We start from the raw sequence: 26,172 nt of genomic DNA on the forward strand, positions 1-26,172 counted from the left end.
GTCGTGTCGCGCCCATTCTTCTGATCTCCATCGACGCGTGAGTGACGTGTTCGTCCGCGTTGCGCTGGACCATCCGCTGCCGACTCTGTTCGACTACCGTTGCGACACGTCTGAACCCGTCGTGCCGGGGATGCTGGTCGGTGTGCCGTTCGGTAAGCGCCATGTCGTAGGACTCGTCTGCGAAGTGACCGCTCACAGCGACGTGCCGGCCGACCGTCTTCGCTCGGTGAGCAGCGTGTGCACCGCTTGTCCGCCCGTGTCGTCGGAATGGCTGAAGCTGGCCGCCTTCGCTGCCGACTACTACCAGCGTGGTCTCGGCGAAGTCGCGTTGCCCGCGTTGCCGCAGGCGCTGCGCGATGCGTCGCGCTGGTCGCGCCTGTTCGCGCCGGAAGAGCGATACAGCCTCACGCCCGTAGGCCGCGCGGCATTACCCGATGTCCTGCCGGCGCGGGCGAGCGCGTTGCGCAAGCTGGCGCAGGCCTTGGCCGAGACGGACTTCCTGCTTGCCGCCGACGCCCGCGCACTTCACCCAAAAGCGATCGCAACGCTCGACGCATGGCAGGCGGAAGGCTGGATCGCGCTGGACATCATCGAAGCCGCCGCGGTGTTCGCCGCCCCTGCTTCGCCTGACGCGCCCGCGCCCACGCTGCCCACGCTCACCGACGAGCAGGCGGCCGCAGTCGAAGCCATCCGCGACGCCGACGGTTTTGCGCCGTTCCTGCTGCATGGTGTGACGGGCAGCGGCAAGACCGAGGTCTATCTGCGTGCGCTCGCCGAGATTCTGACCGCGAAGCCCGACGCCCAGGCGCTCGTCCTCGTGCCCGAAATCAATCTGACGCCGCAGTTCGAGGCGGCCTTCCGCGCACGTTTCGCCGCGCTCGAGGGCACATCGATCGTCACGCTGCACAGCGGTCTCGCGGAAGGCGAGCGCGCCCGCAACTGGTTCGCCGCGCACACCGGCCGCGCCCGCATCGTGCTCGGCACGCGGCTGGCGGTGCTGGCGTCGCTGCCCAAGCTTGCGATCATCGTCGTCGACGAGGAGCATGATCCCGCCTACAAACAGCAAGAAGGCTTGCGCTATTCGGCGCGCGATCTGGCGATCTATCGCGCCAAGCAACTCGGCTTGCCGGTCGTGCTCGGTTCCGCCACGCCGTCGCTGGAGAGCTGGTGGCAGGCCGACCAGGGGCGCTACAAGCGGCTCACGTTATCGCGCCGAGCCGTCGCCGAGGCCGTGCTGCCCACCGTCAAACTGATCGATCTGGAAGAGGAGCGGCGGCGCGGGCGGGCATCCGTGGAGGGTTTGTCGGGGCCGCTGATCGCCGCGCTGAAGGCGCGGCTCGAACGCGGCGAGCAAAGCCTCGTGTTCCTGAACCGCCGCGGTTACGCACCGCAGCTTGCCTGCGACGCCTGCGGTTGGGTCGCCGGTTGCCCACGTTGTAGCGCCTACGTCGTGTTGCACAAGCCCGAGCGCGCGCTGCGCTGCCACCACTGCGGCTGGGAAGCGCGCATTCCGCGCTCGTGTCCGGAGTGCGGCAACGTCGATATCGCGCCGATGGGCCGCGGCACGCAGCGCGTCGAGGAAACACTGGCGAGCGCGGTGCCTGGCGCCCGCATCTTGCGTATCGACGCCGACAGCACGCGCCGTAAAGGCAGCGCGCAGGCGCTGTTCTCCGACGTCCACGCGGGCGAGGTCGACATCCTCGTCGGCACGCAGATGATTGCCAAGGGCCACGACTTCCAGCGCGTGTCGCTGGTCGGCGTGCTGAACGCCGACACCGCGTTGTTTTCCCACGACTTCCGCGCGAGCGAGCGGCTCTTCGCTCAACTGATGCAAGTGAGCGGCCGGGCAGGCCGCGCGGGTTTGCCCGGCGAAGTGCTGGTGCAGACACGTTATCCGCGCCACGCGCTCTACCACGCGCTAGGCCGCCACGACTACGTCGGCTTCGCCAACTCCACATTGGCCGAGCGGCGCGACGCGCACCTGCCGCCATTCGTCTATCAGGCTTTGTTGCGCGCCGAAGGCCGCACGCTCGAGGCCGCGCTCACCTTCCTGCAACAGGCGGCGGCCGAGTTGACCGGCATTGCGGCCGCCGAACGCGTGACCGTCTACGACGCCGTGCCGCTCACCATCGTCAAGGTGATGCACGTGCACCGCGCGCAGTTGCTGATCGAGAGCGCGTCGCGGGCCGCGTTGCAGGCGACCTTGCGTGCCTGGCAGCCGCTGCTGCGCGGCCTGAAAGGCGTGTTGCGCTGGAATCTCGAGGTCGATCCGCTCGACATCTAGGGCGCGTCGCCGGGCCGACGCTGCCGTTACTCCTTTCGGTCATATTCTTAGAGCGAATGGTCGTTTCGTTTTGCGACGCCGCTCGCCTATATTTCGCCGGATCGGCGCACCTTCAGGCAAAACTCCAACATTTCCGCGCCGATGCACCTCAACTTCCTCGGGGCATGGCGATGAGCGATACCAATCCGACTCTGCAACCCGGCGCGGCGCCGACGAATCGGCACAGCACGCACGGTGGTGGACTTTTTTCGACTGAAGACTGGTGGGCGGTGTGGGTCGGCCTGCTGGTGATCGTGGTCGCCTGGGCGCTATTCGCGTCGGGCAGTAGCATCAAGTGGCTGGCGGTGGCGCCGGCCAAGTGGTCGAGCGTGGCGCAGGCCGCGCAGGACGTGGGCAAACATTTGCCGAACTATGCCGCGCTGTTTATCGCGTTCGCGTTGCTATTCGGCGTGAGCCTGGCAGCGCTCAAGCAGCGGGTTGGCGCTTTCCTAGGCTCGTTCCTGATCCTGTTCATCGCGTCGGCGCTGATTTTCACGCTGGGCGCTTGGGTCAACGCGTCGAAGTACAACCTCGAGCCGCCGCTCGTCGCGCTAGCGCTGGGCCTCCTGATCTCGAACGTGTTCACGCTGCCTGAATGGTTTTCGGCCGGCTTGCGTGTCGAGTTTTATATCAAGGTGGGTATTGTGCTGCTCGGCGCGACGTTGCCGTTCACTCTGCTGGTGTGGGCGGGACCGGTGGCGGTCGGGCAGGCGACCATCGTCTCGCTCGTCACGTTCTTCGTGATCTTCTTCGCCGCGAAGGCGTTCGGCCTCGACCGGCGTTTTGCCGCCGTGCTCGGCGTCGGCGGCGCGGTGTGCGGCGTTTCGGCGGCGATCGCGATTGCCGGCGCGGTACGCGCCAAGCGCGAACAGGCTTCGGTGGCGATCACGCTGGTGGTGCTGTGGGCGATCGTGATGATTTTCGTGCTGCCGTTCGCGTCCCGCTCGCTCGGACTGTCGACCGCGGTCGCCGGCGCCTGGATCGGCACGTCCGAATTCGCCGACGCCGCAGGCATCGCGGCTGCTCAAGCGTATGGCGATTTCGCGAAACATGCGGGCGGCGCGATTGCGGGCGCGCCGGAGGCGTCGTTGCAGGCGTTCACGCTGATGAAAGTGGTCGGCCGCGATATCTGGATCGGCATCTGGGCATTCGTGCTGGCGATCGTTGCGACGACGCGCTGGGAGTCGCAAGACAGCGGCGTCAAAGCCAAGGCCAACGCGGGCGAGATCTGGGCGCGCTTTCCGAAGTTCGTGATCGGCTTTGTGATCGCATCGGCGCTGGTGACGTGGATCGCCAGCCACTACTCACTGGCCGATTACCGCAAGGTGGTGACGCCCGAATTCGTCGCGCCGATCACGGCGTTGCGCACTTGGGCGTTCACGTTCTGCTTCCTGAGTATCGGGTTGACCACGCGCTTGCGCTCGCTCACCGCCACCGGCCTGAAGCCGTTCCTCGCCTTTACGGTCGGCGTGGTGGTCAATATCGCCATCGGCTACGCGCTGTCCGCGCACGTGTTCGCACCGTACTGGAATAGCCTGGGGCAGGGCTCGTGATACGTGGCGCGGTCCGCATCGACAGCACGGCGCAGGCGCGCGAAGAAACGCGCGCGCCGTGTTGCGCCGGCTGCCGGTATCGCGCTGAGAATCGAGATTCGTTGGAACAGGGCATTCCGGGTCTCGCAGTGTTCGGTTCCGCATTCGGCGCAAGCGTGGCCGATAGCCGGCTCTGCCGGTTGCACGACCAACTCGTCTCGCCCCGCGACAGCTGCGCGCAGTTCGAACCGGTGCAGCAATATTGACGCGTGCCTAAGCCACGCCACGCCACGGCGTCGAGCCGGGCGGTGCAAGCGTCCTGCCGCTGAGTCAGCTGGAGATCGGCATCGCTCTGTCCGGCACGGAACGCCGGACACGACCATTCACTCTCTTAATTCACTCGTTTAACGCGGTCCGCGCGTCGCCCGCCGATGCGCGCGATGCCGCGGGCGCGTGTCCCTCGGCGGGCTCGCGCCTGCCCGGCCCCCGCGTCGCGCCGCGGATGAATAGCACCGCACAAGTCGCACACAGCGCCCAGATACCCAATATCACCAGCCACTTTTCCATTTCGCCTGTCCTCTAAAACCCCGTACCGTTTTTTGTGCGTGCCCGGAGGCCGCGTGCCGCTATGTTCCGTATAACGGCGCGCCGACCTGTTCTGATAAGGGTAAAAGCAAAAAGAATCACGCCAGGGAAAGTACTAAGCGCAACCGCCGTGCCCGCGCGCAGCGCCATCTAACGCAAACCCCCGTCGTACAAGGCTCCCGGCAGGGTGCAACCATGCAATGAACATGGTTGCACCTTTTTATTGGGAGGCGTACGATTCGCCCAACTTTTAGTCTTTCGCCAGCGCATTCGTCTGGTATCCGAAGAAGGAAACATGGCTAGCACCACCCTTGGCGTCAAGGTCGACGACCTCCTGCGTTCCCGGCTGAAAGATGCCGCCACCCGTCTCGAACGCACTCCGCACTGGCTCATCAAGCAGGCCATCTTCGCGTACCTCGAAAAGATCGAGCACGGTCAGTTGCCACCCGAGCTGTCGGGCGTGACGGGCTCGGCGGATCTCGCCGACGGCGCCACGGTCGAGCAGGAAGAAGACGGCGCGTCGCACCCGTTCCTCGAGTTCGCGCAAAACGTGCAACCGCAGTCGGTGCTGCGCGCGGCGATCACGGCCGCTTACCGTCGTCCCGAGCCGGAATGCTTGCCGTTCCTGGTCGGTCAGGCGCGCTTGCCGGCGAATCTCGCGGGCGACGTGCAGACGATGGCCGGCAAGCTCGTCGAAACGCTGCGCACGAAGAGCAAGGGCGGTGGCGTCGAAGGGCTGATCCACGAGTTCTCGCTGTCGAGCCAGGAAGGCGTGGCGCTGATGTGCCTCGCCGAAGCGCTGCTGCGCATTCCCGACCGCGCCACGCGCGACGCGCTGATCCGCGACAAGATCAGCAAGGGTGACTGGAAATCGCACGTCGGCCAGGCTCCGTCGCTGTTCGTCAACGCCGCGACCTGGGGCTTGATGATCACCGGCAAGCTGGTGACGACCAATAGCGAAACGAGTCTCTCGTCGGCGCTTACGCGTTTGATCGGCAAGGGCGGCGAGCCGCTGATCCGCAAGGGTGTGGATATGGCGATGCGCCTGATGGGCGAGCAGTTCGTCACCGGCGAGAACATCTCCGAAGCGCTGGCCAACAGCCGTAAGTACGAAGCGCGCGGCTTCCGCTACTCGTACGACATGCTCGGCGAAGCGGCCACCACCGAAGCCGACGCGCAGCGCTACTACGCGTCGTACGAGCAGGCGATCCACGCGATCGGCAAGGCTGCCGGCGGCCGTGGCATCTATGAAGGTCCGGGCATCTCGATCAAGCTCTCCGCTTTGCACGCACGCTACTCGCGTTCGCAGCAGGAACGCACGATGAGCGAACTGCTGCCGCGCGTACGCTCGCTCGCGATTCTCGCGCGCCGCTACGACATCGGCCTGAACATCGACGCCGAAGAAGCCGACCGCCTTGAAATCTCGCTCGATCTGCTCGAAGCGTTGTGCTTCGATCCGGAGCTGGCCGGCTGGAACGGCATCGGCTTCGTGGTGCAGGCGTATCAGAAGCGCTGCCCGTTCGTGATCGACTACATCATCGATCTCGCACGCCGCAGCCGTCACCGCATCATGGTGCGCCTCGTGAAGGGCGCGTACTGGGATACCGAAATCAAGCGCGCGCAAGTGGACGGCCTCGAAGGCTATCCGGTCTACACGCGCAAGATCTATACGGACGTGTCGTATCTCGCTTGCGCGAAAAAGCTGCTGAGCGCGCCCGACGCGGTCTATCCGCAGTTCGCCACACACAACGCGCACACGCTGTCGGCGATCTATCACCTCGCGGGCAACAACTACTACCCCGGCCAGTACGAGTTCCAGTGCCTGCACGGCATGGGCGAGCCGCTGTACGAGGAAGTCACCGGCCGCGACAAGCTGAACCGTCCGTGCCGCGTGTACGCGCCGGTCGGCACGCATGAAACGCTGCTCGCGTACCTCGTGCGCCGCCTGCTGGAAAACGGCGCGAACACGTCGTTCGTGAATCGCATTGCCGATGAAAGCGTCGCAATCAAGGACCTGATTGCCGACCCGGTCGACGAAGCCTCGAAGATCGTGCCGCTCGGCGCGCCGCACGCGAAGATTCCGCTGCCGCGCAATCTATACGGCGCCGAGCGTCTCAATTCGATGGGCCTCGATCTGTCGAACGAGCATCGTCTGGCATCGCTGTCGTCGGCGTTGCTGGCGAGCGCGCATCATCCGTGGCGCGCCGCGCCGATGCTCGAGGACAACGAGATCGCCGTGGGTGTCGCGCGCGACGTGCGCAATCCGGCGGATCATCGCGACCTCGTCGGCACGGTCGTCGAAGCGACGCCGGAGCATGTGAGCGCCGCATTGGCGCATGCCGTCGCCGCCGCGCCGATCTGGCAAGCCACGCCGGTCGAAGCGCGCGCCGATTGCCTCGCACGTGCCGCCGATCTGCTCGAAGCGCAGATGCATACGCTGATGGGTCTGGTGGTGCGTGAGGCCGGCAAGTCGCTGGCCAACGCGGTCGCGGAAATCCGCGAAGCGATCGACTTCCTGCGTTACTACTCCACGCAGATTCGCGACGAGTTCTCCAACGACACGCATCGTCCGCTCGGTCCGGTGGTTTGTATCAGTCCGTGGAATTTCCCGCTGGCAATTTTCATGGGCCAGGTGGCCGCGGCGCTTGCCGCCGGCAATACCGTGCTCGCGAAGCCGGCCGAACAGACGCCGCTGATCGCCGCGCAAGCCGTGCGCATTCTGCGCGAAGCCGGCGTGCCGGCGGGCGCGGTGCAACTGCTGCCGGGCAATGGCGAAACGGTCGGCGCTGCGTTGGTGGCCGATCCGCGCACGCGCGCTGTGATGTTCACCGGTTCGACGGAAGTGGCGCGCCTGATCAACAAGACGCTGTCGAGCCGCCTCGATCCGGACGGCAAGCCGATTCCGCTAATCGCCGAAACCGGCGGGCAGAACGCGATGATCGTCGATTCGTCGGCGTTGGCTGAACAGGTGGTGGCGGACGTGCTGCAATCGTCTTTCGACTCTGCCGGTCAACGGTGTTCCGCGCTGCGCGTTCTTTGTCTGCAGGACGATGTCGCGGACCGCACGCTGGAGATGCTGACTGGCGCGATGCGCGAACTCGCCGTGGGCAATCCGGACCGTCTGTCGATCGACGTCGGCCCGGTGATCGACCTCGACGCGAAGCGCGGCATCGACGCACACGTCGCGGCGATGCGCGACAAAGGCCGCAAGGTCGAGCAACTGCCGATGCCCGACGGTTGCGCGCAAGGCACCTTCGTTCCGCCGACGCTGATCGAGCTCGACAGCATCGACGAACTGAAGCGCGAAGTGTTCGGCCCGGTGCTGCACGTGGTGCGTTACCGCCGCAGCCAGTTGGACAAGCTGCTCGAACAGATCCGCACGACCGGCTATGGCCTGACGCTCGGCATCCATACGCGGATCGATGAAACCATCGCTCACGTGATCAGCCGCGCGCACGTCGGCAACATTTATGTGAACCGCAATGTGATCGGCGCGGTAGTGGGTGTGCAGCCGTTCGGCGGCGAAGGCTTGTCGGGCACGGGTCCGAAAGCGGGCGGCGCGTTGTACTTGCAGCGCTTGCTGGCGACGCGTCCGGCCGGTTTGCCGAAGTCGCTCGCACAGGCATTGGTCGCGGATGTACCGCACGCTGCCGAAAACAGCGACAATCCGTCCGCTGCATTGACGGCGTATCGCGACTGGCTGATCGCCGAACAACAACCGGTGCTGGCTGCGCGCTGCGACGGCTATCTGTCGCATGTGCCCGCGGGCGCGACCGCGGTACTGTCGGGACCGACCGGCGAGCGCAATACGTACACGCTCGGCGCGCGCGGCACGGTGCTGTGCATTGCGTCTACGGCGAGCGGCGCGCGCGTGCAGTTTGCCGCGGCGCTGGCTACGGGAAATCGCGCGTTGTTCGAAGGCGCGGCTGGTGAACAATTGGTGGCGCAGTTGCCCGCGTCGCTGAAGTCACATGCGAGCGTGAAGAAGAGCGCCGATGCAACGTTCGACGCCGTACTGTTCGAAGGCGATAGCGACGAGCTGCTTGCGCTGGTCAAGGAAGTCGCGAAGCGTCCGGGCCCGATCGTGTCGGTGCAGGGCGTTGCGGCACGCGCGCTGGAAAGCGGCGACGAGGATTACGCGCTCGAGCGTCTGTTGACGGAACGCTCGGTCAGCGTGAATACGGCAGCAGCAGGCGGTAATGCGAATTTGATGACGATCGGTTGAGCGAACCTCATTGATCTTTTCAAAAAAACGGAAGCGGTACGGCGACCCCGAAACCGCTCCATCCACACCTGGTACCAAGGAGAAGCTATGCAACACAAGATGAAACAGCTGGCAGGCGCTGCACTGGTTGCAGCGATGTCGCTGGCGGGGACGGCCAATGCTCAATCGACGGAAGATGTGAAGGTCGGCTTTGCCGGCCCGATGACGGGCGCTCAGGCGCACTACGGCAAGGACTTCCAGAACGGCATCACGCTGGCAGTGGAAGACATGAACGCGACCAAGCCGGTGATCGGCGGCAAGCAAGTCCGCTTCGTGCTGGATTCGGCCGACGACCAGGCTGACCCGCGCACCGGCACGACGGTTGCACAGAAGCTGGTGGATGACGGCATCAAGGGCATGCTCGGCCACTTCAACTCGGGTACCACGATTCCGGCTTCGCGCATTTACGCGAACGCGGGCATCCCCGAAATCGCCATGGCGACGGCGCCTGAATACACGCAACAAGGCTTCAAGACCACGTTCCGCATGATGACGTCCGACACGCAGCAAGGTTCGGTCGCCGGTACGTTCGCGGTCAAGACGCTGGGCATGAAGAAGATCGTGATCGTCGACGACCGCACGGCCTACGGCCAAGGTCTCGCGGATCAGTTCGAAAAGGCAGCGAAGGCCGCGGGCGGCCAGATCGTCGATCGTGAATACACGAACGACAAGGCCGTCGACTTCAAGTCGATCCTGACCAAGCTGAAGTCGGTCCAACCGGATCTGATCTACTACGGCGGCGCGGATTCGCAAGCGGCACCGATGGTCAAGCAGATGAAGGCACTGGGCATCAAGGCGCCGCTGATGGGCGGCGAAATGGTCCACACGCCGACGTTCATCCAGATCGCGGGTGACGCGGCGAACGGCACGGTGGCATCGCTCGCCGGCCTGCCGCTGGAAGAAATGCCGGGCGGCAAGGACTACGTCGCGAAGTACAAGAAGCGTTTCAACGAAGACGTGCAAACGTACTCGCCGTACGCTTACGACGGCGCAATGGCCATGTTCGACGCAATGAAGAAGGCGAACTCGACCGATCCGGCCAAGTACCTGCCGGTGCTCGCGAAGACCTCGATGCCGGCGGTGACGTCCGCGAATCTTGCGTATGACAGCAAGGGTGATCTGAAGAACGGCGGCATCACGCTGTACAAGGTTGTCGACGGCAAGTGGACGACGCTGCAGAGCGTGGGTGGGAAGTAAGCAGCTTTTCTGCTAGAGCACCCGGCTGCCGCGTGATGGTTTGACGTGGCAACCGGTGCAAAAAAAGCCCTGCGGTTCAAAAACCACAGGGCTTTTTATTTGGTACTTCGCGACGTCGCATGCAGATGGCACGACAACGCAATTACTCCCCTCGCATCTTCCTCCCCTGCTCCCTGATCTGCTCCAACGTCGCACCCGGCGTGCTCGCTTCCTGCGGCATACGAATCTCGATCACCGCCGCGCGCTTCGCTTCAAGCGAACGCTTTAGCGCAGGCAGAAAATCCTCAGTCCGTTCCACCGTTTCACCGTGCGCGCCGAACGAACGCGCAAACGCTGCGAAATCCGGATTCGTGAGTCCGGTGCCATGCACACGGTTCGGATAATGCCGCTCCTGATGCATGCGAATCGTCCCGAAGTGACTGTTATTCACCACGATGAAAAGCACGTGCAGGTCGTACTGCATCGCCGTCGCGAGTTCTTGCGCGGCCATCATGAAGCAGCCGTCGCCGGCCAGCGCGACCACAGCGCGTTGCGGATACATCGACTTCGCCGCGATCGCCGCCGGCACGCCGTAGCCCATCGCGCCACTCGTCGGCGCAAGCTGCGAACGGTAATGGCGATACGAGAAGTGCCGATGCAACCACGTCGCGTAATTGCCCGCACCGTTGGTGAGAATCGCGTCGTCGGGTAGATGCGCGCGCAACTGCTGGATCACTTCACCCATCTGCACGTCGCCGGGGATCTGACGTGGTTTGCGCCAGTCGAGATACGCCTGATGCGCCTCGCTCGCCGCGCCCGACCAGGCGAGTTGCTCGGACGACGGCTCCAACTCTGCGAGCATCGCTGCCAACTCCGGCATGCCGGAAACGATCGGCAGATCCGCCGCATACACGCGGCCCAATTCCTCCGCACCTTGATGCACATGCACGAGCGTTTGTTTGGTCTTCGGAATGTCGAGCAACGTGTAGCCATTGGTCGTCGCTTCGCCCAAACGCGGTCCGATTGCGAGCAGCACATCGGCGTCGCGGATACGTTGCGCCAGCGCCGGGTTGATGCCGAGGCCGACGTCGCCCGCGTAATTCGGATGCTCGTTGTCGAGCGTATCCTGAAAGCGGAACGCGAGGCCGACCGGCAATTGCCAGTTTTCGACGAAGCGTCGAAAGTCCGCGCACGCAGCAGGCGTCCAGCCGCTGCCGCCCGCAATCACCATCGGCCGTTGCGCGCCTTCGAGCAATACGCGCAACTTCTCGATCTGCGCCGCCGACGGTGACGCCGCGACGCGCTGATAAGCCGGCGCGCCGGCCACGGCTTCGCATGCATCGCTCAACACATCTTCCGGCAACGACAACACCACGGGCCCGGGACGCCCGGAAGTCGCCGTGTGAAACGCATGGCTCAGGTATTCGGGAATGCGCTTCGGATCGTCGATTTGCGCGACCCACTTCGCCATCTGGCCGAACATGCGCCGATAGTCGATTTCCTGGAATGCCTCGCGGTCGAGATGCTCACGCGCGCATTGGCCGATCAGCAGAATCATCGGCGTGGAATCCTGAAACGCCGTGTGCACGCCGATCGATGCATGCGTGGCGCCCGGCCCGCGTGTGACGAGTGCGACGCCTGGCCGGCCGGTCAATTTGCCGACGGCCTCCGCCATATTCGCCGCAGCCGCTTCGTGACGGCAAACAATGGTCTGGATACGTTCGGTTTCGTCGTGCAGCGAATCGAGCACAGCGAGAAAACTCTCGCCAGGCACACAGAAAACACGTTCGACGCCGTGCGTAAGCAAAGCATCGACGACGAGACGCGCGCCAGTGGTTTGAGCGGCGGCGGAACCGGAAACAGGAGCATTCGGCTGCGACATTGCGATGAAGCCTCCAGGCAGTGCATGAGTGCGGTGTGAGAATGCCGCCATCGGCAGGACGCTTGCCGATGCGGCGCTTCAACAGCTTACGCCGAGCGCGGCAGCGCTGTCACGGCGCAGCGCAACCTTGGTGCTCGCGCATGACGCGCCATGCAAATAAAAAACGCGGGCCTTATAGCCCGCGTCGTTGTGGTCATTTGCCGTAAAGCGCGCAACTCAACACTCGACGATATTCACCGCCAACCCGCCGCGCGACGTTTCCTTGTACTTGGTCTTCATATCCGCGCCGGTTTCACGCATTGTCTTGATCACCGAGTCGAGCGACACGTAATGGCTGCCATCGCCGCGCAAGGCCATGCGCGCCGCATTGACCGCCTTCACCGATGCCATCGCATTGCGTTCGATGCACGGAATCTGCACCATGCCGCCGACCGGATCGCACGTCAGCCCGAGGTTATGCTCCATGCCGATTTCCGCAGCGTTTTCGACCTGCCGCGGCGTGCCACCCATGACTGCGGCGAGCGCGCCCGCCGCCATCGAACACGCGACGCCCACTTCGCCCTGACAACCCACTTCGGCACCGGAAATCGACGCGTTCAGCTTGTACAGAATGCCGATCGCCGCGGCGGTCATCAGGAAGTCGATCACGCCTTGCTGATTCGAGCCCGGCATGAAGCGCGTGTAGTAATGCAGCACGGCCGGGATGATGCCGGCCGCGCCATTGGTCGGCGCCGTTACCACGCGTCCACCGGCGGCGTTTTCTTCGTTGACGGCGATCGCGTACAGATTGATCCAGTCGATCATCGACAGCGGATCGCGCAACGCCAGCTCCGGATTGCCCGACAGCGCGCGATACAACTGCGGCGCGCGGCGCTTCACCTGGAACGGACCGGGCAAGTTACCGTCGGCATCCGGATTGTTGATGCCGCAACCCCGCGATACGCACGATTGCATCACGTCCCAGATCTTCAGCAAGCCCGCGCGCGTCTCTTCTTCCGTATGCCAGACGCGCTCGTTTTCCCACATCAGTTGGGCGATGCTCTTGCCGGTCGATTCACACAGCGCGAGCAATTCGTTGCCGCTGCGAAACGAGTGCGGCAGTTGATCGACGGCGCTCAGCACCTTCGTGTTCGGCGCGCCGGCCGTCACCACGAACCCGCCGCCCACCGACAGATAGGTCGACTCGCGCAACGTCTCGCCCTGCGCGTCGAACGCGCGCAACTTCAGGCCGTTCGGATGTTCGGGCAGCGCCTGACGATAAAACGAAATGTGATCCTTCTGCACGAACGGCACCTCGTGCGTGCCGAGCAGTGCCAGCTTGCGGGACACGCGTACTACCTCAAGCCGCTGCGCGATCGTGTCCGGGTCCACGGTGTCGGGCGCGTCGCCCATCAGACCGAGCATGACGCCGCGATCAGTGCCGTGCCCCTTGCCCGTCGCGCCGAGCGAGCCGTACAGATCCACTTTCACCGATGCGGTCGCAGCGAGCAGCCCATCGCGTTCGAGCCCCTGTGCGAACATCAGCGCCGCGCGCATCGGCCCGACCGTATGCGAACTGGACGGGCCAATGCCGATTTTGAAGAGGTCGAACACGCTGACTGCCATTTACTGCTCCCTGCTGATGATGAGTTGGTTTACCGCGCCGACAGCGGCAAACACACGGCGAGCCACGCGGGCGGCGTCGGTGCGAGCTGTAGCGCGATCGGCGTATAGCGCCCGTCTAGGCGCGCCGCCAGGTGAAACAGTTCCGTCGCGTTCTTCGGGTCCCACTGACCCGAATAGCCGGGCAAGCCAGCCTCGCGACGTCTTGCATCGAACGGAACGCTCGAATGCACGAATTCCTCATGCGTCTTGCCGCCGGCCGCATACGGCTCCAGCCAGTTGAGCGCGGCTTGCAGCGAGGCGCCGTCCGCGCCCTTTTCCGGCAGCCAGTTACGGTTATGGCGGCGCGCGGCGAGCGCGGCTGTCACGAGCGGCTGCAAATCGTACGTGACGTAATGCAACGCGTCGCGTTCGCTGAAATCGATCGTCGAACCATCCGGCTCGATGTTGTCGCCGATATGCTCGACGAACAGACGCTGCGCCGCGTTGATCATCTTGCGGTTGTCGAGCGTGAACGCGGCCATCGCAATCAGTTTGATCCGATGGCTCTGCCAGTTGTTCCTGAACGTGCCCTTGAGCGGCCGCGGCTGCGCATCGATTTGCCCGATGTAGCCGTTAGCGAGTTTCGTCAGGAACGCCATCGACGCATTGCGCGTTTTCACCGGCAAAGCGCTTGCTGTCATGTCGTACGCGAGAATCAGTCCTTCGAAACGGGTTTCGTCGATCGGATTGAAGCTCGGTTGATAGGTCGTGACCCAGGCGAACAGCAAGCGGTCGACCAGCTTGAGATAACGATCGTCGCTGGTGGCGCGCCAGGCGAGCGCGGCGTCGCGCAACAGATCGAGATCTTTCTCCGCTTCGACGCTCTGGTCGTAAATGCCTTCGTGCGGCAGCGTGCCTTCGGTATGCAGTTTCGCCAGCGCATGCGGCTGGTCGTTCAGATGGGCCTGCACATTGCTCACCAGCGCTTTCACGCCGGGATCGGCGTTCGTGCGTTCGCTGGTTTGCAGGGCGGGCGCCGCACAAAAATTCATCGCGGCCTGCGCTTGCCCCAGCGGCAGCAGCACGGCTGCGCCAGCCAACAGCAGCGTGCAGGCTTGCCGCCACGTCCGGGCTCGCCTTGGTTCGGTCCGGCTTTGCATCAATCGCACCTTTCGCGCCATGCGAAACTCCTCGTTAGGCTGATTCGGTGTGTGATGTTAGCCGTTTGCGGCCAGGAGCGACAGAGAACCGAGGACCGAACCACGCACCGCCCGGCCGCCTCTTTTCGAGGCAACGGGCGATACGCGGCAACGATCCAGCTTACTCGTAGTCGGCGATCGGCACGCAGGAGCAGAACAGGTTGCGGTCGCCGTACACGTTGTCCGCGCGGCCGACCGGCGGCCAGTACTTCTTCGCGATCAGCGTGGGCAGCGGATACGCTGCGGTTTCGCGCGCATACGCGTGCTTCCAGTCATTCGCGATCACCACCGCCGCCGTGTGCGGCGCGTGCTTGAGCGGATTGTCTTCGCGATCCGAGCGGCCTTCTTCGACGGCGCGGATTTCCTCGCGGATCGCGATCATCGCTTCGACGAAACGGTCGAGTTCTTCCTTCGATTCCGATTCGGTCGGCTCGACCATCAGCGTGCCCGGCACCGGGAAGCTCATCGTCGGCGCGTGGAAGCCGTAGTCGGCGAGACGCTTGGCGACGTCGTCGACGGTGATGCCGCTGGTTTCCTTGATCGGACGCAGATCGAGAATGCATTCGTGCGCGACCAGTCCGCCCGGGCCCGAATACAGCACCGGATAGTGCGGCGCCAGTTTCTTGGCGACGTAGTTCGCGTTGAGGATCGCGGTTTCGGTCGCGGCGGTAAGGTTCTTCGCGCCCATCATCGCGATATACATCCACGAGATCGGCAGGATCGATGCCGAGCCGTACGGTGCGCCCGACACCGCGCCGATGCCGTTCGGCGCGCGTTCATAGCCCGACGAGATCTGGTTCGGCAGGAATTGCGCGAGATGCGCGCCGACCGCAACCGGACCGACGCCCGGTCCGCCGCCGCCGTGCGGAATGCAGAAGGTCTTGTGCAGGTTCAGGTGCGAGACGTCGCCGCCAAACTGGCCCGGCGCGGTCAGGCCGACCATCGCGTTCATGTTCGCACCGTCCACATACACCTGGCCGCCGTGCGCGTGCACGATCTCGCAGATTTCGCGGACGTTCTGCTCGAACACGCCATGCGTGGACGGATAGGTGATCATGATCGCCGCGAGTTTGTCGGCGTGCTGATCGGCCTTCTTCTGCAGGTCTTCGATATCGACGTTGCCTTGCGCGTCACATGCCACCACGACCACCTGCATGCCGGCCATCTGTGCCGACGCCGGGTTCGTGCCATGTGCCGAAGCGGGAATCAGGCAGACGTTACGATGCGCCTCGCCGCGCGACGCGTGATACGCGTGGATGATCAACAGACCGGCGTATTCGCCTTGCGAGCCGGCGTTCGGTTGCAGCGACACGGCAGCGTAGCCGGTAGCCGCGACCAGCATCTCTTCGAGCTGATCGATCATCTCGCGGTAGCCGACGGTTTGCTCAGCCGGTGCGAACGGATGGATCTGGCCGAATTCAGGCCACGTGACCGGCAGCATTTCCGAGGTCGCGTTCAGCTTCATCGTGCACGAGCCGAGCGGAATCATCGAGCGGTCGAGCGCGAGATCCTTGTCCGACAGGCTGCGCACATACCGCAGCATTTCCGTTTCCGAATGATGACGGTTGAACACATGGTGCGTGAGGTACGCGCTGGTGCGTTCGAGCGCGACCGGCACCGATGCGCTGTTCGACGCGGCGAGCTTTTCGTCGAGCGTGTCGACTTGCGGCACGTCCTTCGCGCCCGCGGCTTGCGCGAACACTTCAAGAAGATCGGCCAGATCGCGGCGCGTGGTGGTTTCGTCGATCGACAGGCCGACTTGCGTGTCGCTCACGCGGCGCAGGTTGATGCGCTTCGCTTGCGCGGCGTCGTGCAGCGCTTGCGTGCGCGCGCCGGATTCGAACGTGAGCGTGTCGAAGAAGGTTTCGTTGGCGAGCGTGTAGCCGAGTTGCTTCGCGCCTTCCGCCAGCAACGCGGCGATGCGGTTCACACGCAGCGCGATCGTCTTCAGACCGTGCGGGCCGTGATAGACGGCGTACATGCTGGCCATGATCGCGAGCAGCGCTTGCGCGGTACACACGTTCGAGGTGGCCTTCTCGCGGCGGATATGCTGTTCGCGCGTTTGCAGCGCGAGACGCAGCGCGGGGTTGCCTTGCGCGTCGACGGTCACGCCGACGAGGCGGCCCGGCATCTGACGCTTGAATTCGTCGCGCACCGCGAGGTAAGCCGCATGCGGGCCGCCGAAGCCGACCGGCACGCCAAAGCGCTGCGTATTGCCGACGGCCACGTCCGCGCCCCATTCGCCCGGCGGCGTGAGGACGGTCAGCGCGAGCAGGTCGGCGGCGACCACCACGTGGCCGCCCGCTGCATGAATTGCTTCGGTGAGCGCGCGGTAGTCGCGCACGTCGCCGTTCACGCCCGGGTATTGCAGCAGCACGCCGAACGCATTCGCGCTCGCCGCTTCCGCAGCCGGGCCCACTTTCACTTCGATGCCCACCGGCGTGGCGCGCGTCTTCACCACTTCGATGGTTTGCGGCAGCACGTCGTCGGCCACGTAAAACACATTCGACTTCGGCTTGCCGATGCGTTGCAGCAGCGTCATCGCTTCAGCCGCGGCCGTCGCTTCATCGAGCAGCGATGCATTCGAAATCGCCAGACCCGTCAGGTCGACGATCATCTGCTGGAAATTCAGCAGCGCTTCCAGACGGCCCTGCGAAATTTCCGGCTGATACGGCGTGTACGCGGTGTACCACGCCGGATTTTCCAGCACGTTACGCAGGATCACCGTCGGCGTGTGCGCGTTGTAATAGCCCTGCCCGATGTACGAGCGGAACACCTGGTTCTTATCCGCGAGTTCGCGCAGCGCGGCGAGCGCTTCCGCTTCGCTCTTCGGTTGCGTGAAGGGGCCGAGCGGCAGCGTTTCGGTGCGGCGGATCGTCTTCGGAATGACGGCGTCGATCAGCGCGGCGCGCGACGCGAAGCCGAGGGCTTCAAGCATCGCGTGCTGGTCGGCCGCATCCGGGCCGATGTGCCGTTCGGCGAAGGCGTCATGCACTTCGAGCGCGGCGAGCGAGAGAGGAGTGCGGTTCATCAGACGATCCGGGTGTTCGAGCTTCATGGGTGTTCCTGGCGGTGCGGCTGTCCCCCTGAAAAGGACGCGCCGCACCTGTCGGGTTAAACGTAAAGGTTAATCAGGCGCCGATTGACTTGGTGTACGCGTCGGCGTCGATCAGACGATCCTGCGTGGCGTCCGCAGCCGGCTTGATCTTGAAGAGCCAGCTTTCGTACGGCGTGCTGTTGACCGAATCAGGCGTGTCGGCCACGGCGGTGTTGGCTTCGATGATTTCGCCCGAGACCGGCGCGTAAATATCCGAAGCGGCTTTCACCGATTCGATGACAGCGACGGTGTCGCCTGCCGTGACGGTCTTGCCCAGTTCCTGGACTTCGAAGAAGACGATATCGCCGAGCGCTTCCTGCGCGTGGTCGGTGATGCCGACCGTCAGCGTGCCGTCCGCTTCGGTGCGGACCCACTCGTGCGATTCGGTGTATTTCAGATCGGCCGGGATGCTCATCGGATGCTCCTATGCGGTGTGATTCGGTAGTGACTTGAAAAAAGTGGACGCACGCGCCGGTTGCTTAAACCGCGAGCACTTTGCCGTTGCGCACGAACGGCAGTTTTACCACGCTTGCAGGAACGTTTTTGTCGCGAATCTGAACGTGCACGGTGTCGCCCGGCTGCACGCCCTTGGGCACGCGTGCGAAAGCGATCGATTCCTGCATGGTCGGCGAAAACGTGCCGCTGGTGATTTCGCCTTCGCCCTGCGGCGTGACGACTTTCTGATGAGCACGCAGCACGCCTGCCGCCTTGCCGTTTTCCTTCAGCAGGATCAGGCCGACGAACGCGGCTTGCGAACCGTCCGCTTCCAGCTTGCCCTTGCCGACGAAGTCGCGCGGCGACGTGAGGTCGACCGTCCAGGCGAGGCCGGCGTCGAGCGGCGAGACGTTGTCGTCCATATCCTGGCCGTACAGGTTCATGCCGGCTTCGAGGCGCAGCGTGTCGCGCGCGCCGAGACCGGCCGGGCGCACGCCTTGGGCTTGCAATGCGTTCCACAGCGCTTCGACGTGATCCGCCGGCACGATGATTTCGAAGCCGTCTTCGCCGGTGTAGCCCGTGCGCGCGACGGTCAATTCGCCAAAGGGCGTGTCTTCGATACGGGCGGCGTTGAAGGGCTTCAAAGCTTCCGTGGCGGCGCGCGCGGCCGGTACCGTTTGCCAGACTTTTTCGCGGGCGTTCGGGCCTTGCACCGCGACGATCGCGTAATCGCGGCGCGGCGTGATGGTCAGGCCGAAGCCGCCTTCGGCGTTGAGCTGGCCGAACCAGGCGATGTCTTTATCAGCGGTGCCGGCGTTGACGACCACGCGGAAGTGATCTTCGCCGAAGTAATAGACGATCAGGTCGTCGATCACGCCGCCATTCGGGTTCAGCAGGCAGGAGTACAGCGCGCGGCCGGGCGTTTGCAGCTTGGCGACGCTGTTCGCCAGCGCATATTCGAAGAAGGCGCGCACGCGCTCGCCGGTGAAATCGACGACGCACATGTGCGAGACGTCGAACATGCCGGCGTCGGTGCGCACGGCGCGGTGTTCGTCGATCTGCGAGCCGTAGTTGACGGGCATGTCCCAGCCGCCGAAATCGACCATGCGGGCATTGAGCGCACGATGGGTGGCGTTGAGCGGGGTGTGTTTGAGTTCGGTCATGGGGCCTCGGGCATCTCGCGAAACAAAAAAGGCCATGCGGCGCTACGCCTCGCGGCCTTCTGGCTGCGAGCGATGCGTTGCATGGCCCCTCTGTCCTCGATACCTGAGAGATTGCGTTGCCATGAGAACGTGAGTCCGTCACGGTGAAACGCGCGCCCCTTCGGTGGGCAGCCTGCCAGAATCCGCTCGATTAAACGATGCAGACGGCTACTGCCGCTCTCCAGAGTGCGAAAAACCGGTGCCTCGATGTTGCCTGGACGCGGGTTTTTCGACGCGGTCGGTCCTTTTGCCTGAGAGTTTGCGGGTGTGCCCCTTCGGCGGCGCGGCCTGCGGTTTTCTGCGGCCAGCACGCTCTCCCGACGCGTGCGGCGAATGTACGCGAGGGCCGGGGGCTTGTCAAATAAAGGCCCGCGAGCGGCGCGGCGGTTGACGCACCGCCTTCGCACCTGTCAAAAAAAGCGCGGGACGTGATCCCCGCGCTCGTGCTGCTTCGGTGCTGGAGTTGGAATTGATACTGGCGCGATTATTCGCCGATGGCGTGTGCCGCGTTGTCCAGTTCCTGATTCAGCACGCGTTGTTCGTCGCCGGACAGGCCGCCGCCGTGTTGCGCGGCCATGTCGTGCGCTTCCTGACGGATCACGTCGAGGCGATGGTGCAGCGCGCCGCCTTGGGGCGGCGGGTAATAGCCCTGATTCACGCGGTTGTCGATCCGGCGGCTGAGATTGTCGATGCGGCCGTCGACCTGGCGCAGGCGCTGATCCGCGATCTGTTGCGGGTTGGGACGAGGCGCCGGCGCGGGTTGAGGCGACACCACGCAGGCGGCGAGAGAACTGAGCAAGGCGCACGCGGCGAGCGCGCGGATAGGACGAGGCATGGACTCTCCGGAAGTCATTGTCGTTTTGTGGTGCTACCCCGGTAGCAACGGATGACTGCCGGGCCGCGCTGACCGGCAGCGCGGCCTTATTTGTAACGTTATGTTCCTTTCGGGCTTGTCAGGGTCTTGGCCTGCGCGACGCAGGCGGCGAGTGCCGTTTTAGGTACACAAACCGTTTCGCCACGCAGGCAAAGCGCTCAGCGAATTCGCTCGAACGGCAGCCGGGCGCCTTCTTCCGAACTTCGCGCGGCAAGCTCGATAACCGTCATGACGTCGACGGCGTCCTGCGCGCTGACCGGGAATTTCACGCCGTTCTGGATCGCGTCGGCCACCGCGATATAGAACCCGGCGTAGTCGCCATTGCGCGTCGGCAACTCGCGCTCGACTTCCTGATCGCCTTCCTGCACGCGCAGCACACCTGCGGCATTGCCGGCGCCGAAACCGTCGTCGCCCGGCCGCAGGGCCGCCTTCAACTGATCTTCTTGCGTGTCGAGGCCGTATTTCATATAGCTGCCGCGCGTGCCGTGGATGGTGAAACGCGGCGCGACCAGCGCCGTCAACGCGCTGGCGTGCAGCACCACTTCGAACTCACCGTAGCCGAGCTGGATATGCACGTAGTCGGGCGCGCCGGCGTCGTCGCGATGTGTGCGCACTGTTGCCGACACGGTTTGCGGCGCGCCGAACAGCGCCAGCGTCTGGTCGATCAGATGCGGCCCGAGGTCCAGCAGCAAGCCGCCGCCGCGCGACGCTTCCTCGCGCCAACGCTGCCGCACCTCCGGCCGGAAGCGGTCGAAGTGCGATTCGTATTGCGTGATCCGTCCCAATTCACCGCTCGCGAGCAGATCGCGCACGGTCAGAAAATCGCCGTCCCAGCGACGGTTGTGAAACGGTATGAAGAGTTTGCTGCGGGCGAGCGCGATGTTGGCCAGCGTGTGGGCGTCGGCCGCGTTCAGCGTGACCGGTTTGTCGACCACCACGTGCTTGCCCGCTTCCAGCGTGCGGCGCGCCAGGTCGAAGTGCGTGTCGTTCGGTGTGGCGATCACGATGCAGTCGATTTCCTCGAGCGCCAGCAGCGCGTCGAGGTCGGCCACCACCTTCGTGTGCGGATAGTCGGCGAGCGCGCGCTCCGGCTGGCTCGTGGCAATGGCCGCGACGCTTGCGCGGCCGCAGTGCTCGATCACCGGCGCGTGGAAGGTCGCGCCAGCGAAACCGTAACCCATCAATCCAATCTTCAGCGATGCGGACATGCGTGTCTTCCTGCAAAAACGGCGCGCCGCTTTGCCACCGCGGCGACGGCGCGCAACACCGCAATTGTGGCATGTCCTGAAGGTGGATCGTCGGCGTCGTGGTGGGCGTCGGTCGCAGCTATCTGTCAGCACAATCGTGTTAACATCGCTCCTCTCGCGCGAACCGCGGCGGGCCGGAACAACCTCGCACCGCGCGGGGCGCCCGTTCCAGCCGCCGGGGCCGCGCAGCATGCCCCCGGGCCTTCGGCCGGCAATCGCCGCGCCGCTACGCCCTCAACCGCCGCTTTCAACCGCTTTACCCATCCACAGACGATGTCCGCAGGCCTGAACCCCGCTCAAAATGAAGCGGTCCGTTATCTTGACGGTCCGTGTCTCGTGCTCGCCGGCGCCGGCAGCGGCAAGACGCGCGTGATCACGCAGAAGATCGCGCACCTGATCGAGGCCAAGGGCTTCGAGCCGCGCCACATCGCCGCCGTCACGTTCACGAACAAGGCCGCGTTGGAAATGCGCGAGCGCGTGGGCAAGCTGCTCGAAGGCAAGACGCTCACCACGCCCGGCAAGGAAGGCCGCAAAGTGCCCGTCAATCAGTTGACGGTCTGCACTTTCCACTCGCTCGGCGTGCAGATTCTGCGGCAGGAAGCGGAGCACGTCGGCCTGAAGCCGCAGTTCTCGATCATGGATTCCGACGACTGCTTCGGCATGATCCAGGAGCAGGTCGGCTCGACGGACAAGGGGTTTATCCGCAAGATCCAGTCGATCATCTCGCTGTGGAAGAACGGCATGATCATGCCCGAGCAGGCGATCGCGATCGCCGCGAACGAGGACGAACATCAGGCCGCGATCGTCTACCGCAATTACGTGGCGACGCTGCATGCGTATCAGGCGGTCGATTTCGACGACCTGATCCGTCTGCCCGCCGAACTCTTCGAAAAGAACGAGCAGGTGCGCGACCGCTGGCAGAACAAGCTGCGCTATCTGCTGATCGACGAGTATCAGGACACCAACGCCTGCCAGTACGAACTGGTGAAGCTGCTGGCCGGCAAGCGGGCGGCGTTCACGGCGGTTGGCGACGACGATCAGGCGATCTACGGCTGGCGCGGCGCGACGCTCGAAAATCTCGGGCAGCTCAGCAAGGATTTTCCGAAGCTGCATCTGATCAAGCTGGAGCAGAACTACCGCTCGACGGTGCGCATTCTGACCGCCGCGAACAACGTGATCGCGAACAATCCGAAGCTGTTCGAAAAGAAGTTGTGGTCCGAGCACGGCATGGGCGACACGATCACCGTCACGCCGTGCAACGACGAAGAGCACGAGGCCGAGTCCGTGGTGTTTCGTCTGTCGGCGCACAAGTTCGAGCGGCGCGCGAATTTCCGTGACTACGCGATCCTGTATCGCGGCAATTTCCAGGCGCGGATCTTCGAACAGGTGTTGCGGCGTGAGCGGATTCCGTATGTGCTGTCAGGCGGCCAGTCGTTCTTCGACAAAGCCGAGATCAAGGACATCTGCGCGTATCTGCGTCTGATCGCCAACGCGAACGACGACCCCGCGTTCATCCGCGCGATCACCACGCCGCGGCGCGGCGTCGGCAATACGACGCTCGAGGCGCTCGGCTCGTTCGCGGGCCAGGCCAAGGTGTCGCTGTTCGAGGCGGTGTACATGGGCGGCATCGAGGCGCGTCTGTCGCCGCGGCAGATCGAACCCATGCGCGTGTTCTGCGACTTCATGCAACGCCTCACCGATCGCGCCGAGAAGGACGCCGCCGGCACGCTGCTCGACGAGCTGATGGACGCGATCCACTACGAGGCCTATCTGTACGATGCGTTCGACGAACGTCAGGCGCAGTCCAAGTGGCAAAACGTGCTGGAGTTCATGGAGTGGCTCAAGCGCAAAGGCACCAAGGCTGAGCCCACGGGCGCGGCGGCCGACGAAGCCACCGGCTACGACACCGCCGACGGTCTTGGCGACACCGGCAAGAGTCTGCTCGGCCTGATCCAGACGGTGGCGCTGATGTCGATGCTCGAAGGCCGCGAGGAAGATCCCGACGCGGTGCGGCTTTCGACGGTGCATGCGTCGAAGGGACTGGAGTATCCGCACGTGTTTCTGGTGGGCGTCGAGGAAGGCATCATGCCGCATCGCGGCGGTCCGGACGACGAGCCGATCGACGACGCGCGCATCGAGGAAGAACGCCGCCTGATGTACGTGGCGATCACGCGTGCGCAACGCAGCCTGCATCTGAACTGGTGCAAGAAGCGCAAGCGCGCGAGAGAGACGGTGGTGTGCGAGCCGTCGCGCTTCATTCCCGAAATGCTGCTCGACGACGCCCCGCCGCCGACACCCGAAGAAGCGCCGATGTCGCCGAAAGACCGGCTCGCGAGTTTGAAGGCGCTGTTGCAGAAGCCTTGAGCGGCGCTATGAACGCTGAGTCCGCGGTGGCCCGGGATAGCGCCTAACCTGGCGCATAACGCGAATCGCGCAGGCCTGTCTGCCAGCTGAGACATAGAAAAATCCCTGCACCGCGTTGCCGCGGTGCAGGGATTTTTTTGTAGTGCGGCAAACGCTGCGGGCGTTTTACTTGGCCGCGCTGACCATGTAGTCGACGGCGGCTTTCACGTCAGCGTCGGAGGCAGTCGAGCCGCCCTTCGGAGGCATCGCGCCCTTGCCGTGCAGCGCGTAGTTATAGACCGTGTCCATCGGCTCTTTCAGACGCGGTGCCCACGCTTCCTTGTCGCCCAACTTCGGTGCGTTCAGCACGCCGGCCGCGTGACAGGCCTGGCAAACCTGCTGATACAGCGCCTTGCCGGCTTGCGACGCGTCCGCGCTTTGCGTGCCGCCCGCTGCCGGCGCGGCTGCTTGCGGCACGCTCGCCATGGCGGCCATCGCTGCGGCGGCTTGGGCCGCACCCGCGTCCGAAGCGCCGGCCGGTGCTGCGGACGCTGCACCTGAAGCCGCCGCCGCTGCGCCCACCGCTGGCTGAGCCGGTTCAGGGAAACTTCCGCCGGAATTGTTCGCCATGTAAGCGACCGCGCGGGCGATTTCGAAATCGCTGTAGTCGTCCGGACTGGTGCCGCCGCGCGGCGGCATCGCACCTTTACCGATGAGCGCCGTGTGCAGCAGCGTATCGAAGCCTTGCGCGATGCGCGGCGCCCAGTCGGCGGTATTGGTGAATTTCGGTGCGCCTGCCGCACCCGACGCGTGACACGCGGAGCACACGGCCTTGTAGACTTCCTCGCCGCTCTTGTAGACGCGCGGCGCGTTGGCGTCGCGAATGTCGACCTGGGCGAATGGCTTGATGCGGGCGGTGACCTCGGCTTCGGAGAGAGAGTCGGTGCCGGCGCCGGTGCGCGTCGAATTGTCGACGTAGATCACTAGCAGAACGATGATGACGATCGGTACCGCAAAACTGGCAATGATCGCGGCGAGAAGCTGCCCGGGGGTTTTGATCGGGGCTCCGTGTGGTGCTTCGCTCATGCTTGTCTCGTCTCCGTGGGTATGTGAGCGGTACAGCGTGACGGCAACTTCTTGTTCGTTAATCAGCCACGGACGATTATAGACGGAACATTTCGACGGCGGCGAGGGGCGCGGCGAGGTGTTCAGCAGGCGTTTACCCGCATCGCGTGGGTCGTCCGAAAGGCGTCGGATGCCGCCATTGCGGCCGTCCGGTGGACGGTGTGACCGAAACCGGGTATCCTTTCGGTCTCGCTTTGGCGTCGCATCCGTTCTGGTGCCGCGCTTTCGTGTTGAAGCGCCCGTAGCTCAATGGATAGAGTACTGCCCTCCGAAGGCAGGGGTTGCTGGTTCGATCCCAGCCGGGCGCACCATAAAGAGTCGATCTCGTTCAAGGGCTTACGCGGAATGCGCTAAGCCCTTTTGTTTTTTGCGGTCTTGTCGTGTTCGGACGAGTGCTGCCTAAACTCCAACATACCCGCATAGAGTTCGCCAGCGACGTTCTATGTACGATCTCGCGCGTCTTTGCAGAATCGTCCTAAAACTACCGTCATGTTTTGACCTGTGGGTTAAGAAGCCGACGTTTAAGCATCTGTCTGCGGAAATTTCGCATTGCCCCATCCTATCCGCTTAATTAGCATGCGACGGTCATGCGCATTGCATTACGCGTGAATATCCCCGGAGCGGCATTTCGACATTCGCTTCCCCTGATTAATAAAAGTGCTGCGAAAGTATTCGCGTGCCAATTGATTTTGCTTTGCAGGTCATGTACAGAATAACCCGGCTGGTTTTAACTGCATCGATCATGATGCTATCCAATATTGTCCACGCGCAGTCAGTGACTCCTCAAACAAGTGCAAGCGAGTTTGCCGGTCCCTATATGGGTTTCAAGGTGGGTGTGAATACCTCCGATGCCTCAGGCGTCGTCAATAAAGCATCGCACACCACGGTTTTCCCGGGTTTCACGGCGGGATATAACTTCGACGTCGACCGCTTCGTACTGGGCGCCGAGGCTTTCGCCGATCTGCACCACGGTTCGACAACATATAAAGACGGCGGAATCGATGCGAAATTCGGTATGCCGTTCAATCAATTCATGCCATATGCACGTGTTGGATTGACGACGGACTGGCCGGATGTACGTTTCCACTGGGGTCTAGGCGTCGAATATAAATTCGCCAAACACGTGAGCGCGGTGGGCGAATGGACAACCGACACCAGCAATCACGATGGCACCCGAAGGACAAACAACAGTTTCACAATCGGCGTGCAATATCACTTCAACTAACGCGCTGGCTTCGCGACTGCGTAGCTAACCTATTGAGCTTGAACAACCGCCGTCCCCGCAACAAGGTTGTTGAAAGCGC

16 protein-coding genes, 1 tRNA gene and 2 riboswitches are annotated in these 26,172 nt (G+C 63.9%); of the genes, 8 read left to right on the forward strand and 9 right to left on the reverse strand.

The annotated features are described in order from the left end of the window. Positions 1-37 precede the first annotated feature (37 nt). From PQR42_RS20045 to PQR42_RS20065, 5 genes are all read left to right on the forward strand, one after another. Entirely contained in the window at positions 38-2,284 is a 2,247-nt protein-coding gene (locus tag PQR42_RS20045; protein ID WP_408383945.1) for a primosomal protein N', read from the forward strand. Positions 2,285-2,454: 170 nt separating this feature from the next. Then, entirely contained in the window at positions 2,455-3,876 is a 1,422-nt protein-coding gene (locus tag PQR42_RS20050; protein WP_408383947.1) for a YeiH family protein, read from the forward strand. Between the two features lie 101 nt (positions 3,877-3,977). Continuing rightward, positions 3,978-4,121 (forward strand): hypothetical protein, encoded by a 144-nt coding sequence (locus PQR42_RS20055; RefSeq protein WP_408383948.1) that lies wholly within the window; start codon positions 3,978-3,980, stop codon positions 4,119-4,121. A gap of 614 nt (positions 4,122-4,735) precedes the next feature. Then, positions 4,736-8,665, forward strand: coding sequence for a trifunctional transcriptional regulator/proline dehydrogenase/L-glutamate gamma-semialdehyde dehydrogenase (gene putA / locus PQR42_RS20060; protein ID WP_408383950.1), 3,930 nt, complete (start codon positions 4,736-4,738; stop codon positions 8,663-8,665). 87 nt (positions 8,666-8,752) lie between these two features. After that, the gene (locus PQR42_RS20065; RefSeq protein WP_408383952.1) at positions 8,753-9,901 is read left to right on the forward strand and encodes a branched-chain amino acid ABC transporter substrate-binding protein; all 1,149 of its coding nucleotides are present in this window, start codon (positions 8,753-8,755) and stop codon (positions 9,899-9,901) included. Between the two features lie 142 nt (positions 9,902-10,043). On the opposite strand, the gene PQR42_RS20070 is transcribed toward PQR42_RS20065, so the two are convergent. The 8 genes from PQR42_RS20070 to PQR42_RS20105 all read right to left on the reverse strand — a co-directional run bounded on the left by PQR42_RS20070 (position 10,044) and on the right by PQR42_RS20105 (position 21,361). Continuing rightward, positions 10,044-11,762: a thiamine pyrophosphate-binding protein gene (locus PQR42_RS20070; protein WP_408493701.1), complete on the reverse strand. Its 1,719-nt coding sequence runs from the start codon at positions 11,760-11,762 to the stop codon at positions 10,044-10,046. Positions 11,763-11,978: 216 nt separating this feature from the next. Next, positions 11,979-13,367 carry an L-serine ammonia-lyase gene (locus tag PQR42_RS20075; protein ID WP_408207083.1) on the reverse strand — a complete coding sequence of 463 codons (1,389 nt, stop codon included), beginning with the start codon at positions 13,365-13,367 and terminating at the stop codon, positions 11,979-11,981. A gap of 29 nt (positions 13,368-13,396) precedes the next feature. Further along, positions 13,397-14,527 (reverse strand): alginate lyase family protein, encoded by a 1,131-nt coding sequence (locus PQR42_RS20080; RefSeq protein ID WP_408207085.1) that lies wholly within the window; start codon positions 14,525-14,527, stop codon positions 13,397-13,399. 139 nt (positions 14,528-14,666) lie between these two features. After that, on the reverse strand, positions 14,667-17,603 hold the full coding sequence (gene gcvP, locus PQR42_RS20085; protein WP_408207087.1) for an aminomethyl-transferring glycine dehydrogenase: 2,937 nt from the start codon (positions 17,601-17,603) through the stop codon (positions 14,667-14,669). Between the two features lie 73 nt (positions 17,604-17,676). Next, positions 17,677-18,057, reverse strand: a complete 381-nt coding sequence (gcvH, locus tag PQR42_RS20090; protein WP_012434788.1) for a glycine cleavage system protein GcvH — start codon at positions 18,055-18,057, stop codon at positions 17,677-17,679. A gap of 64 nt (positions 18,058-18,121) precedes the next feature. Then, on the reverse strand, positions 18,122-19,240 hold the full coding sequence (gcvT, locus tag PQR42_RS20095) for a glycine cleavage system aminomethyltransferase GcvT (protein ID WP_408207090.1): 1,119 nt from the start codon (positions 19,238-19,240) through the stop codon (positions 18,122-18,124). 80 nt (positions 19,241-19,320) lie between these two features. Further along, positions 19,321-19,474: riboswitch (glycine riboswitch) on the reverse strand. Positions 19,475-19,508: 34 nt separating this feature from the next. Next, positions 19,509-19,609, reverse strand: a riboswitch (glycine riboswitch). 154 nt (positions 19,610-19,763) lie between these two features. Further along, positions 19,764-20,114, reverse strand: coding sequence for a hypothetical protein (locus PQR42_RS20100; RefSeq protein WP_408207092.1), 351 nt, complete (start codon positions 20,112-20,114; stop codon positions 19,764-19,766). Between the two features lie 197 nt (positions 20,115-20,311). Then, positions 20,312-21,361, reverse strand: a complete 1,050-nt coding sequence (locus PQR42_RS20105; protein ID WP_408383956.1) for an oxidoreductase — start codon at positions 21,359-21,361, stop codon at positions 20,312-20,314. A gap of 312 nt (positions 21,362-21,673) precedes the next feature. Between PQR42_RS20105 and PQR42_RS20110 the strand changes: the two genes are divergently transcribed. Beyond that, a complete protein-coding gene (locus PQR42_RS20110; RefSeq protein WP_007180008.1) occupies positions 21,674-23,764 on the forward strand; it encodes a UvrD-helicase domain-containing protein in 2,091 nt (696 codons plus the stop codon). Between the two features lie 165 nt (positions 23,765-23,929). Here the strand turns inward: PQR42_RS20110 and PQR42_RS20115 are convergent, their stop codons facing one another. Continuing rightward, the gene (locus tag PQR42_RS20115; protein WP_408383958.1) at positions 23,930-24,829 is read right to left on the reverse strand and encodes a c-type cytochrome; all 900 of its coding nucleotides are present in this window, start codon (positions 24,827-24,829) and stop codon (positions 23,930-23,932) included. Between the two features lie 274 nt (positions 24,830-25,103). Here PQR42_RS20115 and PQR42_RS20120 point away from each other — a divergent pair. Further along, positions 25,104-25,179 (forward strand) — tRNA-Arg (locus PQR42_RS20120). A gap of 392 nt (positions 25,180-25,571) precedes the next feature. Next, the gene (locus tag PQR42_RS20125) at positions 25,572-26,093 is read left to right on the forward strand and encodes an outer membrane protein (protein ID WP_408384159.1); all 522 of its coding nucleotides are present in this window, start codon (positions 25,572-25,574) and stop codon (positions 26,091-26,093) included. Positions 26,094-26,172 lie beyond the last annotated feature (79 nt).

Source organism: Paraburkholderia sediminicola, assembly GCF_046027355.1.
GTDB classification, from domain to species: Bacteria; Pseudomonadota; Gammaproteobacteria; order Burkholderiales; family Burkholderiaceae; genus Paraburkholderia; species Paraburkholderia sediminicola_B.

Coding starts and splice junctions, on each gene's coding strand:
- PQR42_RS20050 (WP_408383947.1), top strand. CDS start 2,455: ATGAGCGATACCAATCCGACTCTGCAACCCGGCGCGGCGCCGACGAAT.
- putA (WP_408383950.1), top strand. CDS start 4,736: ATGGCTAGCACCACCCTTGGCGTCAAGGTCGACGACCTCCTGCGTTCC.
- PQR42_RS20065 (WP_408383952.1), top strand. CDS start 8,753: ATGCAACACAAGATGAAACAGCTGGCAGGCGCTGCACTGGTTGCAGCG.
- PQR42_RS20070 (WP_408493701.1), bottom strand. CDS start 11,762: ATGTCGCAGCCGAATGCTCCTGTTTCCGGTTCCGCCGCCGCTCAAACC.
- PQR42_RS20075 (WP_408207083.1), bottom strand. CDS start 13,367: ATGGCAGTCAGCGTGTTCGACCTCTTCAAAATCGGCATTGGCCCGTCC.
- PQR42_RS20080 (WP_408207085.1), bottom strand. CDS start 14,527: ATGGCGCGAAAGGTGCGATTGATGCAAAGCCGGACCGAACCAAGGCGA.
- gcvP (WP_408207087.1), bottom strand. CDS start 17,603: ATGAAGCTCGAACACCCGGATCGTCTGATGAACCGCACTCCTCTCTCG.
- gcvH (WP_012434788.1), bottom strand. CDS start 18,057: ATGAGCATCCCGGCCGATCTGAAATACACCGAATCGCACGAGTGGGTC.
- gcvT (WP_408207090.1), bottom strand. CDS start 19,240: ATGACCGAACTCAAACACACCCCGCTCAACGCCACCCATCGTGCGCTC.
- PQR42_RS20100 (WP_408207092.1), bottom strand. CDS start 20,114: ATGCCTCGTCCTATCCGCGCGCTCGCCGCGTGCGCCTTGCTCAGTTCT.
- PQR42_RS20105 (WP_408383956.1), bottom strand. CDS start 21,361: ATGTCCGCATCGCTGAAGATTGGATTGATGGGTTACGGTTTCGCTGGC.
- PQR42_RS20110 (WP_007180008.1), top strand. CDS start 21,674: ATGTCCGCAGGCCTGAACCCCGCTCAAAATGAAGCGGTCCGTTATCTT.
- PQR42_RS20115 (WP_408383958.1), bottom strand. CDS start 24,829: ATGAGCGAAGCACCACACGGAGCCCCGATCAAAACCCCCGGGCAGCTT.
- PQR42_RS20125 (WP_408384159.1), top strand. CDS start 25,572: ATGTACAGAATAACCCGGCTGGTTTTAACTGCATCGATCATGATGCTA.